Origin of the sequence: Leeuwenhoekiella polynyae (assembly GCF_004104075.1) — a bacterium.
In the GTDB taxonomy this organism is placed as follows: Bacteria; Bacteroidota; Bacteroidia; order Flavobacteriales; family Flavobacteriaceae; genus Leeuwenhoekiella; species Leeuwenhoekiella polynyae.
Genome location: NZ_QOVK01000002.1, coordinates 180,271 through 193,587 on the forward strand (window position 1 = coordinate 180,271; position 13,317 = coordinate 193,587).

Annotated in this window: 13 protein-coding genes; 5 read left to right on the top strand and 8 right to left on the bottom strand. The window is 41.4% G+C overall.

Translation table 11 applies throughout. The annotated features are described in order from the left end of the window. Positions 1–3 precede the first annotated feature (3 nt). Complete coding sequence (locus tag DSM02_RS03905; protein WP_128764437.1) at positions 4–3,003, bottom strand: SusC/RagA family TonB-linked outer membrane protein; 3,000 nt, start codon at positions 3,001–3,003, stop codon at positions 4–6. Positions 3,004–4,175: 1,172 nt separating this feature from the next. Here DSM02_RS03905 and DSM02_RS03910 point away from each other — a divergent pair. After that, on the top strand, positions 4,176–4,499 hold the full coding sequence (locus DSM02_RS03910) for a hypothetical protein (protein ID WP_128764438.1): 324 nt from the start codon (positions 4,176–4,178) through the stop codon (positions 4,497–4,499). On the opposite strand, the gene DSM02_RS03915 is transcribed toward DSM02_RS03910, so the two are convergent. After that, positions 4,496–4,735 carry a hypothetical protein gene (locus tag DSM02_RS03915; protein ID WP_128764439.1) on the bottom strand — a complete coding sequence of 80 codons (240 nt, stop codon included), beginning with the start codon at positions 4,733–4,735 and terminating at the stop codon, positions 4,496–4,498. The genes DSM02_RS03910 and DSM02_RS03915 overlap by 4 nt on opposite strands. Positions 4,736–4,820: 85 nt before the next feature. Next, entirely contained in the window at positions 4,821–5,048 is a 228-nt protein-coding gene (locus DSM02_RS03920) for a hypothetical protein (RefSeq protein ID WP_128764440.1), read from the bottom strand. 611 nt (positions 5,049–5,659) lie between these two features. Between DSM02_RS03920 and DSM02_RS03925 the strand changes: the two genes are divergently transcribed. The 4 genes from DSM02_RS03925 (at position 5,660) to DSM02_RS03945 (ending at position 7,862) form a co-directional block, all read left to right on the top strand. Further along, entirely contained in the window at positions 5,660–6,391 is a 732-nt protein-coding gene (locus DSM02_RS03925) for a hypothetical protein (protein ID WP_317128223.1), read from the top strand. Between the two features lies 1 nt (position 6,392). Next, positions 6,393–6,863, top strand: a complete 471-nt coding sequence (locus DSM02_RS03930; protein WP_128764442.1) for a DUF5675 family protein — start codon at positions 6,393–6,395, stop codon at positions 6,861–6,863. Positions 6,864–7,024: 161 nt separating this feature from the next. Further along, on the top strand, positions 7,025–7,243 hold the full coding sequence (locus DSM02_RS03940) for a hypothetical protein (RefSeq protein ID WP_128764444.1): 219 nt from the start codon (positions 7,025–7,027) through the stop codon (positions 7,241–7,243). Positions 7,244–7,664: 421 nt separating this feature from the next. Further along, positions 7,665–7,862 carry a hypothetical protein gene (locus tag DSM02_RS03945; RefSeq protein WP_128764445.1) on the top strand — a complete coding sequence of 66 codons (198 nt, stop codon included), beginning with the start codon at positions 7,665–7,667 and terminating at the stop codon, positions 7,860–7,862. A gap of 264 nt (positions 7,863–8,126) precedes the next feature. Here the strand turns inward: DSM02_RS03945 and DSM02_RS03950 are convergent, their stop codons facing one another. The 5 genes from DSM02_RS03950 to DSM02_RS03970 form a co-directional block, all read right to left on the bottom strand. Further along, on the bottom strand, positions 8,127–9,221 hold the full coding sequence (locus tag DSM02_RS03950) for a mannose-1-phosphate guanylyltransferase (RefSeq protein WP_240673976.1): 1,095 nt from the start codon (positions 9,219–9,221) through the stop codon (positions 8,127–8,129). An 18-nt stretch (positions 9,222–9,239) separates the two neighbouring features. Further along, positions 9,240–9,836 carry a SprT-like domain-containing protein gene (locus DSM02_RS03955; RefSeq protein ID WP_128764446.1) on the bottom strand — a complete coding sequence of 199 codons (597 nt, stop codon included), beginning with the start codon at positions 9,834–9,836 and terminating at the stop codon, positions 9,240–9,242. A gap of 3 nt (positions 9,837–9,839) precedes the next feature. Then, positions 9,840–10,523: an SDR family NAD(P)-dependent oxidoreductase gene (locus DSM02_RS03960; RefSeq protein WP_128764447.1), complete on the bottom strand. Its 684-nt coding sequence runs from the start codon at positions 10,521–10,523 to the stop codon at positions 9,840–9,842. After that, complete coding sequence (locus tag DSM02_RS03965; RefSeq protein WP_128764448.1) at positions 10,516–11,568, bottom strand: M28 family metallopeptidase; 1,053 nt, start codon at positions 11,566–11,568, stop codon at positions 10,516–10,518. Before DSM02_RS03965 ends, DSM02_RS03960 begins: the two co-directional genes overlap by 8 nt. Positions 11,569–11,636: 68 nt before the next feature. After that, on the bottom strand, positions 11,637–13,316 hold the full coding sequence (locus DSM02_RS03970) for a pyruvate dehydrogenase complex dihydrolipoamide acetyltransferase (RefSeq protein WP_128764449.1): 1,680 nt from the start codon (positions 13,314–13,316) through the stop codon (positions 11,637–11,639). Position 13,317 lies beyond the last annotated feature (1 nt).

A 13,317-nucleotide genomic window follows, 5' to 3' on the forward strand; every position in this document is an offset into this window, starting at 1 on the left:
TCGTTAAAAATTAAGTTTAAGCCCGGCAGTAAGCATACGTAAAGCGGGTAAGGTGGTTCCGGGGTACTGGGGGTCTAAGCCGCGGTAAGCGGTCAGGGTTAACAGGTTTTGCCCCTGTAGAAATAAGATGCACGAGTGTATCCCCAGGGATTCAGTAGGGAGCTCATAACTAAGCCCCAGGGTACGCAGTCGTAAAAAAGAAGTGTCTGTATACAGTTTATCACTGGTCTGATATCTAAAGTTTGCCAACAGGGTACTTACTCCTACCGAGGCTTTTTGGATTTCTGCAATATCCCCAGGGTTTTGCCAACGCCGGTCGTAATCTTCCTGCAACATAGTCCCCATTCTGCCGGGTGCTAATGAAGGATAGTATTGCTGTCCGTCCTGTACAACGAATTCCCATAAAAAATCCAGGCTTACACGACCATAAGTAAACTGGTTCTGAAATCCACCAAAGAGGGTTCGGTTAAGATCTTTAACCACCACGCGGTCATCAAAGTTATACACCCCATCTTCATTGACATCCATAACCGTGTATAATCCCGTCTCCGGGTCTACCCCGGTATAGTCATACAGAAACTGAGTATTAAGGGACTCCCCTATTTTATACGTATTGGCATACGAACTTTCTTCTATTCCCGGAAAAGACACCAGTCGGTTTTGAGGGATACTCACATTGAGCGAAGCCTGCCAGCTAAAGCGCCCTGTATTAAAATGGGTGGAGGCTTCAAACTCCCAACCCGTGTTTTCTACCGTGGCATCCAGATTGGCCTGTACACTGGTAAAACCGGTGATCGCCGGTAGGTTATAGCCCACCAGTTGATTGGATGAGCGGTTGCGGTACCAGCTCGTATTCAGACGCAGCTTATCATTCCATAAGCCCAGTTCTAAGGCCAGTTCCAACTTGCGGTTGCGCTCCCACGAATAAATAGGATTGGTCAATTGTGTGGGGTACAAACCTCCTCCGCCGGGGGTGGCAGAGTAGGTATCCAGATAGCCGTAATCCCCGATCTGATCACTCCCGGCCGAACCATAACTCCCGCGTAATTTTGTAAAAGATAAAAAGGTCTTTAGACCTTGCATCCAGTTTTCTTCACTCAGGATCCACGCCCCGCCTACAGCCCCAAAACTGGCAAAACGCCGTGACGGACCAAACCGGCTACTTCCATCCCGTCTCCCGGTAAGATTGAGATAGTATTTACGGGCGTAATGGAGACCAATACGCCCAAAAGTCGCTGCATAAGCGTATTTCTGAGTCGTATTTTCTGTAACGCTTAGTTGCTCTGCTGCTGCAAGGTTACCCAATAACTGATCGTTTGGATAACCAGTCCCTATAATGTTAAGCGCCGTGTTTTGACGATGCTGAAAGGTACTCCCTGCCAAAGCATCCAAATTCAACTTTCCCCAGGTATTGCGGTAATTCAGTTGCGGCTCCACGATCCAGGATTGGCGACCCGCTGTTATGTGTAGCGAGCGCGTAAGAATATTACCCCAAAGTGCCGGATCATAAAAGCGGATGGGTTGCTCGGTGAGCTCTTCGCTGGTAAGCAGGGTATAGCCGGTATTCAGTCGAGCTTCCAATTCAGGGGTGATTGCATAGCTTAGACTCAGGTTACTGATGAGCTGCTGCACCCGGGCTTCACTCTCCCGGTATAAGGTTGCAAGTGGGTTACTCCAACTAGAATTTTCCCAGTTCAACTCTCCGTTATTGGTATACAATGCCGGGGCATTGGGTGCTAGCGATAAGGCGGTACTTACAAAGCTGCTCCCGTCAAATTGCCGGTTGCGGTCACTGCCAAAGGAAGTGCTCAATTGCAACTTAAAACGTTCGTCGATGCTGCGGTGATTGAGGCTCAAATTAGCGGTGAGTTTGGTATACTTAAAATCACCCGGAAAGACCGAAGTCTCGCGTTGATAACCTACGCCCAGGTTATAATAGGTACGCGCACTGCCCCCACTAACATCCAGATTGACCCCGGTGGTTGCTGCTGTGCCACCAAACAAAGTTTCCTGCCAGTCGGTATAGCGATCGGGGTCCCACAAAAGCAAATCAGGGGAATTCGTTTCTGTAGGGGTTGTACCGTCATTGGCAAAAGCTTCCTGCCGTAGGCGGATATAATCAGCTGTAGTAACCAAATCCAGTTTACGGGGTACCACACCGGCCCCGGTATAGACCTGCGCATTAATCCGGGTCTTCTGTTTTCCGCCTGTTCCTTTTTTGGTTGTGATCAGGATCACCCCATTAGCCCCTCGTGAACCGTATATCGCGGTAGCATCGGCATCTTTAAGCACCTCGATGCTTTCAATATTCGCAGGATTCAGGGTATTAAGCGGATCTATACCTGAGATAGTTGGGCTGGTTAGCCCGCTAAAACTGTTAAGCGGTGCACTGTCTATAGGCACTCCGTCAATTATGTATAAGGGTAGGTTACCGGAGTTGCCAAAACCGCTGCGCAGACTGTTTTGCCCGCGTATTTGAATCGCAGGTGCATTACCCGGTACGCCACTGCGTTGTACAATAGAAACCCCTGCCATCCGACCCTGTAAAGCCGCTAACGGATTGGTCACCGGCTGCCGCTCGATTTCCTCAGCAGTTACCCGGGCGATACTCCCGGTTTGCTCCCGGCGCGTGGTATTGTAATACCCCGCATTGATGGTCACTTCACCCAGATCGGTAATGTCCTGCTGTAAGGTGATACTAAAACTGGTTTGATTCCCCACCGGCAGCAAGATGGGCTTAAAACCGATATAGCTGATACGCAGGGTATCCTGAGGAGTAGCGTAAATCGAGAACTCTCCGTCCATATCGGTCTGGGTACCGGTATTGCTAATTATTAGGGAAATACTCACCCCGGGGATGGGGTGGTCATTCGTATCGGTAACCCTTCCGGTTATCTGATTTTGAAAGGGCGAGGCACTGGCCCACAGGGCACTCAGGCTCATTAAAAGGCATAAAAGCCCCGGCAACGCAGCCCCCGTAAGGCGCGTAGTCTTATTTTTCATATCTTCGTCGTGTATATTAAACAATAGTTTTTGTTTAAGCTCACGCCTTCCCGCAGACGCCAATCTCGAGGGAAGGTCTGGAGCTTAGACCACTAACAAAAAAGTCATTCAGCAATGGCTTGTCAGTCTGAGCTTGTCGAATGTCAGTCTGAGCCTGTCGAAGACCATCTGGTTATCAACTAGCTTAAACATCTATTAACCCTGCTTGACAGCTGAAATTCACTTTTTATCGCATCTCTTTTCTCTTTTTCACAGACCCTAAGGTCTGCAGCTCTTTTTTTAGGGCTAATTCAAACGTTTTATAATAATGTTCTAAAATTTGATGTTAAACATTCTTTTTCTTCAGTATAGCAATAAGTTCCCGTTAAAAATTTTCGAAGCCTTGGAGAAAATTTAGGGGACTTGTTGCGGTTTTGCCCCTTAGGGTAAAAATACCTAAGAAATGTGCTCAACCTTAATGATCCTAAGAATTCCAATTAGAATAGACACATTCAATCTGACCAAAACCAATAGGCGATACAGATTAAAAAGTGTCCTTTCTTTTGTTAAGCTTGTCCTGAGCGATAGTCGAAGGATTTCTTTGGACAATGCAAATCGACGATAGGAGATTCACGAGCTCCAAAACCAATAAGCGACTGCGAGCTAAAGAATAGTAAAGAAGACGCTATAGAACCTAAAATCATCATTAGAACAAACTAATTCTTTCGCTAGCTCAAGAAATTGAATATCACCATGTGTTAACTCATAGGCAAAATCACTTTAAAAAATTAAACACATCACCCCGTGCGGGATGGCGACCATTTTGGCCTAAACGATGTAGGGGAAAAAGGGTGCGAAGCTTTATTAAGTGAAGAAATCGTCTTTGAAAATGTAAGTTGAAGTTTACGAAAAGCCCGAGTACAAAAGGGGCGTGAACATTCAACTTATGCTATCGCGGCACTGGTATACCGTTGGAACAATAAGCGAATGTCACGCCCGCGGTCGTGAACATCCTAGCTTATCCTCTCGTTCCATAAAATTACCAGTTTTCGATAGCGAGATTCAAAGCGAACGCTTCTAATATGTTACTTAAAGAAGTTTCGCAAATATATAATTCTAAATCAAATATAGAATTTTTTATCGGTACTTCCAAGCGTACCGATAAATTACTTTAAATATGATTAATTGCAATAGTGGGAAAAGATCAAGAAGATATTATAAAAATTAAAACTGCAATCAGTTTACGAATACTTCTGAAAAAGAATAAAGATCTACCTATTTCAAAAAAAGAAAAATTAAGAAAAGACATTCCTAAAAGTTATGGAGATATTGCTGACAAGGCAGTTATAAGAAAAGCAACTGTAACTAAAACATTCAATATTGATGGTTCTTCATTTTCTACAACCTTATTTAAAATAATTTTTGCCTTAGGTTATACTCTTATTGATTTTGCTAGAGTTTATGAATCAATTACTGAGAAGGATATAATTGAATTTCTCGCTAAAAAGGATGATTAGTCCATTAACCTAGAGTACCTATTAAGTTTATCAACAGTAACAAAGCTAGTCTTACCCACTATTTTATTCTTGGCCACATTGTATTCAATTTCAACAAAGAATAAGTATACGGCATAAAGTGGATAGCGCGTGTTTTCTTCAATTAGAGCATCTATAAATGTACCTTCACTAAAAACCACATCATACTGCTCGTGGTCTGATAAGATTTTAAAGTCATAAAGACTTAGCTTACTCATAAAAAGCAAATTACTGCTCTAAGAGTTGTTTAAGATGTTTCGGGCTGAGATATACCGAGTAGGCTTCTAACCTATTGTTTACATCTTATTGTGCTAAGCGTACCCAAACGGAGTCTGTTTCAGATAAGCCATATTCAAACTTGATCGTTCCTTTCGGGGTAGTGAAGGATACAGGTTGTGGAGATTCTTCTTGAAACCTCCCGCTAACTAAATTATAAATCTTTTCAGCAGTATTCCCCTTTTCTTCAAAAGAGAAGCTGGCATAGCCTTTTAATTCCGGTTCTAGTTGATTTAAATACGCTATAGTATACACATTACCTTCTTTAAAGGATTTGGCTAAAACCTGATCATTCTTGATGATTTTTGCAATACCTCTATTTTTTAAATCTGTTTTGGTCTGATTTGGCTAAATATGGTAGTAATACTTAATAAAATAAATAAACAGGAGATCGATAGTTCTTTAAGCATACTGCAATAATTAAGACACTAATATCCAGAAATTTAATAAGTTTTTAAATACTATTTTAAAATAAATTTAAAAATACCGCTATTCTATCATGGGTTTTGACTGGAGTGCTATACGCTATCAGTATAATGAGGTTACGCTTTATATATGTTTTTTAATCCTGATATAACGATACACCTTAAGATATTAATCTCGTACCGAGCTATCGGGATACTACAAGTAGAAAAGTTGTTTTTAACGCATGTTTCTGGGCATGCTTTTGACGACAGACAGACTTACCCAAAGGAATTTACTCCGGATTGCACGCTTAAAATTACGTAAAAAGGAGGAACATTCGGCAGTATCGGCAAAATCAGCACCGATATACCGAGCTGTTGGGTTTCAAGTCTTAAGCCCGCTTTCTTTGTGGCTTAATCAAAAACTTTTATACTATGGCTAAACAAGCTGGAATTATCAAGTTGGAGGGAACTATCGGAGATATTGCCTTTTACAAAAGTGGAGACGGGCATATAGCTCGTTTCAAAGGTGGGATCAATCGAAAGCGTATCGCTACCAATCCTGTGTTTAAGCGCACCCGGGGAAACGGCGCCGAATTCGGGCGTGCTGCAAAAGGGGGTAAACTGCTGCGCAACGCGATACAGGTCATGCTGCAGCAGGCTAAAGATCCTAAAGTCGTGAGCCGCTTGACCACCGTGTTGCTGGCGTTCATCAAAACCGATACGGTCTCGCCTCGCGGAAGTCAGAACCTGACCCTGGGAAACCTGGGCTTTCTCAACGGTTTTGATTTTAACGGCAACTCGCCGTTAAAAACCACCTTTCCCGTCCCCTTTGTAGGGAGTTACGACCGCGCTACGGGAAGTGTGGGACTCACATTAGAAGCTTTTAACCCGGAAGTACAGATCGCTGCGCCTGCAGGTGCCATACACTTTAAACTCAGTGCCGGGGTTAGTGAGCTGGACTTTGATCAGGAAACCTTGCTGTTCAAGTCTATCGATTCGGGTATTTTGCCTTACGACAATGCCCCGGTAGCGGCTATAGATCTCGACCTTGAAATTACCGCTAACAGTACGCTCGCTATGGTGCAGGTCTTGAGTATCGAATTTTTTCAGGAGGTAAACGGCACCATATATCCGCTGCAAAACGGCACCTATAATGCGATGACTGTGGTGCAAACCGATCAACCTGCTTAGTATGGAGTGGGTGCTGCAACGCAGTTATTTTAAAACCGGAACGCTTGAAGCTCTCTTTGTAAACGGGAAATTCAGGTGCTTTACCATCGAGCTGCCTTGGCGGGAGAACCGCAGGAATGTATCCTGCATCCCTGAAGGCCGGTATGAAATACAGCCGCGTATTTCTAACAAGTTTGGAAATCACCTCCTCCTGGTTGACGTACCACAACGCAGTTTGATCTTATTGCATCCTGCTAATAATGCCTTAGGAGAATTGCAGGGGTGTATTGCCCCGGTATCAGAGCTTAGTGGTATTGCACGCGGTTTACATTCACGCAGGGCTTTAGAACGATTACTGGTCATACACCGCGATGCGGTGGAACGCCAGGAGGCTGTATATTTAACTGTAACCTATAATGCACATGAATATCTTAGAACGTTATCAAAAACCCACCCCGCGGTTTTTCCGCATCCTGCGGGCGGTGGGGATTAGTCTGGCCAGCGGTGGTGGAGCGGTACTCGCTGCGCCCGTGGCGCTTCCTGCGGTACTGCTCAGTCTTGCCGGGTATGCGGTCGTCGCCGGCGGTGTCATTACTGCGGTGAGTCAGGCGGTGGTTGCCGATGCAGCTTCGGAAACGGAGCAGCAGAAAGCTGATGAACAGTAACTCGGCTTCTTTAAAACTGGGTACCCTTGGCGGAACGGTTGCCGCGGCCCTTCCCAGTCTGCAACGCGATACGCTGCTGGAAGCGATTATACTTGCGGGAGTCGGTGCCTGTGTAAGCTTTGTGATTTCTATGGTTTTAAAAGTTCTTTTTAAGTATTTACAAAAACGGTTTTTGAAACGAAGTGACCCTAATCAGGAATCGCATTAGTGTGATTTGTGGAGTGATTAAACCCTTCTTTCAGATTTAGGTCTGGAGGAAGGTTTTTTTATGATTGCAAAGTTCAAGGTTTGAAATTCAAGGTTTGGTTTCAGAGTCCGATAATCAGAAATCATTAGGCAATCCCGGTATACAGTTTTCAGAATGCTGAGTTGGATTTTTTATAAAGGAGTACTAAACTCATAATAGCGGTGGCTGAGTGAATTTTACAGAGCGAAGCGCAGTAAAATTGGTATCGAAGCCAAAGCTTTGCCGGTTCACGATTCCAGATTTTAAATGCAATGGTTACGGTGTCTAAGCCTCTCAACGGGTCCTGATTAGTGTTAAATTTTTTCGGTACTCCGAAAGGCATACCGAAAGATTGTGAATTATTCTTAGGAGGTTTGTAGTTCGATTACAGCTTGAACCGATTATGAAAACCCAACGCTTGTGTATTTTTCCTAAAGACGTGCAGTGCATCACCGGACGCAGTGAGCGGTATGGAAGAAAACTATTGGCGGATATTAAATGTTATTTAGGTAAACAACCGCATCAGTTTATAACAGTAGGTGAATTTGCTTCCTATTGCGGGTTGGATGTTGAAGAGCTTGCTGCGTATCTCGAAGAATAGCACATGGGCTTCCTTTAAACTTGAAAGTGGCAAGCTACATTAGGTATACAAGGCTGAAGTTGCTATATTCTTAGGATGTCACAGCATGCTATCGCAATTAAAAATGAATTCTATGTGTCTCGTTTTTACGGAACTATTCCCTGCTGTAGACACTTCTTAATAAGGGCAAGTATATAAGTAAATATTTAAGATAGATACCAAAAAAAAGGACACCTCTTAAAGGCATCCTTTGACCAATTATATTATAAAAGTTCAGCCTGTTAATTAAACCAGGTCTGACCCAAATTTCTTTTCAACTGCTGCTCGCATGAGTTTCACATCTTGTTCTTTAGCCTTCGGCATAATAACTAGTACCTCTTTACTATCCACCACGATATAATCCTGAAGCCCATCAACCACAACTACTTTTCCTTTTTCAGAACGAATAAGGTTACCCTTAGACTCACGGATTACAGTTTTAGCATTTACAACAACATTATTTTCTGAATCTTTCTCCAAGTTGTCATATAAAGCACCCCAGGCACCAAGATCACTCCAATCAAATGTTGCAGGAATAACACCTACGTTCCCACTTTTCTCTAAGATACCATAATCAATACTGATGTTTTCAGCCTGCTCATAATGCTCCTGAATAAAAGCCTCCTCTTTTTCAGTATTTAAGTCTTCATACCCTGAATTAAAAAGCGCATACATCTCCGGAAGATAGTTTTCAAACGCTCCTATAATCGCTTTTGCACTCCAGATAAAAATACCGGCATTCCATGAGTAATTTCCTGCTGCCAAAAATTGTTTTGCAGTCGCATAATCTGGTTTTTCTTTAAATGCTTTTACCTTCTTAATTGCAGAATCACCAGCAGCATACTGAATATACCCGTAACCCGTGTGTGGGAATGTGGGCTCAATACCTAACGTAACCAATAATTTTTCTTCAGAAATATCCGTTTCACAAGCCTTAAAAGCCTTTTCTAAATCCGTTAAAAATGCCGACTCATTTTCTATCCAATGATCACTTGGTGCTACGATCATTACCCCATCTGGATTCGCCTTATAAATCTTTAAAGCTGCTAATAAAATACAAGGCGCAGTATTTCGCATTGCAGGCTCTAAAACAATATTTTCATCTTTAACCTTTGGCAATTGTTCGTTTACTAAAGCTTTGTATCTCTCATTAGTCAGAACCAAAACATTATCTGCAGGAACCGTTTGAGATAAACGACCAAAGGTGCGTTCGATTAAAGTCTCTCCTGCCCCTAAAATATCATGAAATTGCTTGGGATAATTAGCTTTACTTAATGGCCAAAACCGGGAACCAACTCCCCCAGCCATAATAATTGCGTAGTAATTTTTGTTTAATATCATCTGGTGTGTTAATATGTATTACTTAAGTAATTCAACTTCAGCGTTAGGCTGAAATAAATAAATTTTGCCGGTAGCTGTCTCCTTACACTCATAACGCTTGATTCTTCGATTTCCTTTTTGAAAAATTTTACCATTGTAAATTTTAAAAAGACTACCAGTCGGAATTTCAAATATATAGCTTTTATCACTTGGTGGGTCAAAACCCTTAAGAGCTAACGATAATTTAGCATCAGTATCACTACTCGCTTTTGGATTTTTAAAGTGATTAGCAATTATTGGCAACAATTGCTTTGGAAAAATTTCAGGCCGTATAAAGGGAAGCATCAAGTTTTGAAAAGTATGCTTCCACTCTTTACCGTGTGGTTTAATCCTATTACCATACTTTTTAAAAGCTACAAGATGTGCTATCTCGTGTATTAGTGTAATTAAAAAGCGGTACGAATTGAGATTCGTATTAATCGTAATTTGATGTCCTCCGTCAGCTAACCTCCTGTAATCACCATGACGCGTAACCCGCTCATCAACAATTTTGAGATGCACTCCAAAACTTTTAATGAGTTCAAATACCGGGTCTACAGCATGCTCAGGTATGTATTTACCTAAAATATCCTTCATAGTTTAAGGTGTAGAAGCCGAAACCTGCAACACTTTACCATTGTAAAATTTATTCCCTGTTAATGCAAAATCAGCGATATAAGCAGCCATTCCTTCTGCTGAAAGAGGTGCTTTGTAACCCGGGAAAGCTTCTTCTAACATTTCAGTTTGTACAGCTCCCAGCGCTAATACATTAAAAGCAATCTGTTGCTCTTTATATTCTTCTGCAAGCAATTCACTTAACGTGATTACTGCTCCTTTGCTGGAGCTATAAGCAGCTAAACCTGAAAACTTCATACTTCCTTGAATCCCGCCCATACTACTCACTGTAACAACGTGCGCTCCAGCCTTCATAAAAGGCAAAACTGTCTGGGTTAAGGAAGCTACTCCAAAAACATTTACATCATAAACCGTTTGAAAGTCAGCTATTGAAAGATCGGAGAAAGGCTTATTTACCAAAGCTCCAGCGTTGTGGATTAAGATATCTACCTCACTCCAATTCTCTTCCACAAAAGCTTCAACCTTTTTAAGATCTGCTGAATGTGTGATATCAAATGAAAAACTTGAGATCAAATCTGAATTCAAAGCTTTTACAGCATCTTCTTTTCTAGAAAGAGCCAGCACCTGATGACCTTCTCGAACAAGCTGTTGTACAAGCTGCAAACCTATTCCTCTACTCGTACCCGTTACTATAATCTTTTTACTCATTCCAGATAATTTCGTGTGAGTTACTGTTTGCCATCCCTTCAACACCCGGTATCAACTGATTCACAACATTTGCAATATGTTCAAAATCCATTATTGACACCTCATCTCCTACCTGATGATAATGATCAAAGTTTGTAAAATCAAATGTAGAAACAGTTTGCGCCGGAATTTTAAATTCTTCATAAAATGCGTAATTATCGCTTCGCTTGAATAAGTTATACTGTTTAGCCTGAGGTAAAAAGCCCATTACTTTTGCTCCTGCATAAGCATTAAATTCCTGTGCCATATTACTATTCTCATAGCCGGTTAAATAAAACGTATAGTCCTTGTCGGTCATAGACACTCCAATCATCTCAATATTAAACATCACATAAGGATTTATATCAGTTGTTTTCAACCTTTCTGCTAAATGCGCCGAACCTAATAATCCCAACTCTTCAGCTGAAAACAATGCGAAAATTATACCTCGTTTATTTGTTTTCGCTTTCGCGAAATATTTAGCCAACTCAATAACCGCTGCAGTTCCTGAAGCGTTATCATTAGCTCCATTTGCAATCTTATCTCCGTTTACAGCTTCAGCTGTACCTATATGGTCATAATGAGCTCCAATAACTATAAACTCGTTCTTCAATTCAGAATCTGTCCCCGGAAGCATCGCTACTATATTATAACCATCAACTCCCTTAGCATTGAATTTATCTCTATAAGAAGTAAAGTAAGGTTGTACTCCTGCATCTTGAAATTGCTTTATAATATAAGTTGCTGCTTCGTCAATACCGATAGTTCCGGTTTTTCTGCCTTTTAAAGCATCTGACGCTAAAAATTCTACATGCTTTTTTACAGCCGAAGCACTTACTTCTTTCTTAAAAGAAACCGTAGATGGATTAGGAGCCACAGTAGTCGTTATTACTTCTGAAGCATCTTTTGAAACTTCATAACCCTGTGATGCGTCTGCTGCAGATTTAGAATCTACTTGACGAACATCTGACTGAGTTCCACAACCAACAAGTGCAAAACTCAATAAACCATAAATTATTTTTCTCATACGTTCAATATAAAAAAACCCATCATAATTTGACGGGTTTTTAAGTTATCTATTTAATAAATTGATTTTTAGGCCAACATCAAAACAGGATTTTCAATATATGTTTTTAGAGTCTGTAAAAACTGAGCTCCTGTAGCACCATCAATTGTACGGTGGTCACAAGCCATTGATAAAGTCATTGTATTGCCCACAACAATTTTACCGTCTTTTACAACAGGTTTTTCAATTATAGAACCTACAGACAAAATTGCAGAGTTAGGCTGATTGATAATTGAAGTAAAGTTAGTGATCCCAAACATCCCTAAGTTTGAAATGGTGAAAGTACTTCCTTGCATTTCTTCAGGCTTCAACTTCTTGTTACGTGCTTTACCAGCAAGTTCTTTTACCTCTGCATTGATTTGCTGTAATGATTTTTCATTTGCAAATTCAACAACAGGAACCACTAATCCGTCTGGCACTGCAACCGCAACACCTATATGCACATGCTTATTTAAACGCATCTTATCATCAAACCACTGCGAGTTTACTTGCGGATGCTGTTTTAAAGCGATAGAAACCGCTTTTAGAATCATATCATTATAAGAAACCTTTGTATCAGGCAACTGGTTAAACTGACCGCGGAATGCAATCATATTTTCCATGTCAAACTCAACATTCAAATAATAATGCGGCGCAGTGAATTTAGATTTACCTAAAGATTTTGCTATAGCCTTACGCATTTGAGAATTATTAATATCCTCATAGCTCTCTTCACCAGTTGCAACAAACTGTTGCACTCCTGCTCCTGAAGTTACCGGGGTATAATTCTCAATATCTTTGCGAACTACGCGGCCATTTTCTCCACTTCCAGGAACTTTTGCAAGGTCAATTCCTTTTTCTTCTGCTAATTTTTTAGCTAATGGCGATGCAAAAACACGACCATCACTAGAAGATGTATTTTTTGAAGCTGATTTATTTTCTTCCTTTTTAGGAGCTTCTTTCTTCGGCTTTTCTTTTTTGGCTTCTTGTTTCTTAGGAGCCTCCTTTTTCGGTGCTTCCTTCTTAGGAGCCTCTTTCTTAGCTCCACCAGATTTAAGACTGCTGATTACGCCAGAAACATCTGTACCTTCCTCACCGATTATTGCAAGTAAAGAATCAACTTTTGCAGTTTCTCCTTCCTGAATACCGATATGAAGCAGCGTACCATTATAGAAAGACTCAAACTCCATTGTAGCTTTGTCTGTCTCTATTTCTGCAAGAATATCTCCTTCCTCTACTTTATCCCCTTCTTTTTTCAACCAAGAAGCTACAGTCCCCTCTTCCATTGTGTCACTAAGGCGCGGCATTGTAACCACCTCAACACCATCTGGGATTTCTGAACCACCTGCATCTTCAGATGAATCTTTTTCAGAAGTTTCCTCTTCTTCTTCAGCAGCAGTTTCTTCAGTTTCCTCAGAACTATCTTCTTCCTCTTCTTCCTTTGAGTCAGAAGCAGCACTACTTCCATCTAATAAACCGGAAATATCTTCTCCTTCTTCTCCTATAATTGCAAGAAGCGCATCTACATTAGCAGTCTCACCTTCTTGAATTCCTATATGCAGTAAAGTACCTTCATAGAAAGACTCAAACTCCATTGTAGCTTTGTCAGTTTCTATTTCTGCAAGGATATCTCCTTCTTCTACTTTATCTCCTTCTTTCTTTAGCCAGGATGCAACGGTTCCTTCTTCCATTGTATCACTAAGGCGGGGCATTTTAATTACTTCTGCCATA

Bases quoted from the DNA above. Each gene is read 5' to 3' on its own strand.
- DSM02_RS03905 (WP_128764437.1), bottom strand. From the start codon at position 3,003: ATGAAAAATAAGACTACGCGCCTTACGGGGGCTGCGTTGCCGGGGCTT.
- DSM02_RS03915 (WP_128764439.1), bottom strand. From the start codon at position 4,735: ATGAGTAAGCTAAGTCTTTATGACTTTAAAATCTTATCAGACCACGAG.
- DSM02_RS03930 (WP_128764442.1), top strand. From the start codon at position 6,393: ATGGAGTGGGTGCTGCAACGCAGTTATTTTAAAACCGGAACGCTTGAA.
- DSM02_RS03940 (WP_128764444.1), top strand. From the start codon at position 7,025: ATGAACAGTAACTCGGCTTCTTTAAAACTGGGTACCCTTGGCGGAACG.
- DSM02_RS03945 (WP_128764445.1), top strand. From the start codon at position 7,665: ATGAAAACCCAACGCTTGTGTATTTTTCCTAAAGACGTGCAGTGCATC.
- DSM02_RS03950 (WP_240673976.1), bottom strand. From the start codon at position 9,221: ATGATATTAAACAAAAATTACTACGCAATTATTATGGCTGGGGGAGTT.
- DSM02_RS03955 (WP_128764446.1), bottom strand. From the start codon at position 9,836: ATGAAGGATATTTTAGGTAAATACATACCTGAGCATGCTGTAGACCCG.
- DSM02_RS03960 (WP_128764447.1), bottom strand. From the start codon at position 10,523: ATGAGTAAAAAGATTATAGTAACGGGTACGAGTAGAGGAATAGGTTTG.
- DSM02_RS03965 (WP_128764448.1), bottom strand. From the start codon at position 11,568: ATGAGAAAAATAATTTATGGTTTATTGAGTTTTGCACTTGTTGGTTGT.
- DSM02_RS03970 (WP_128764449.1), bottom strand. From the start codon at position 13,316: ATGGCAGAAGTAATTAAAATGCCCCGCCTTAGTGATACAATGGAAGAA.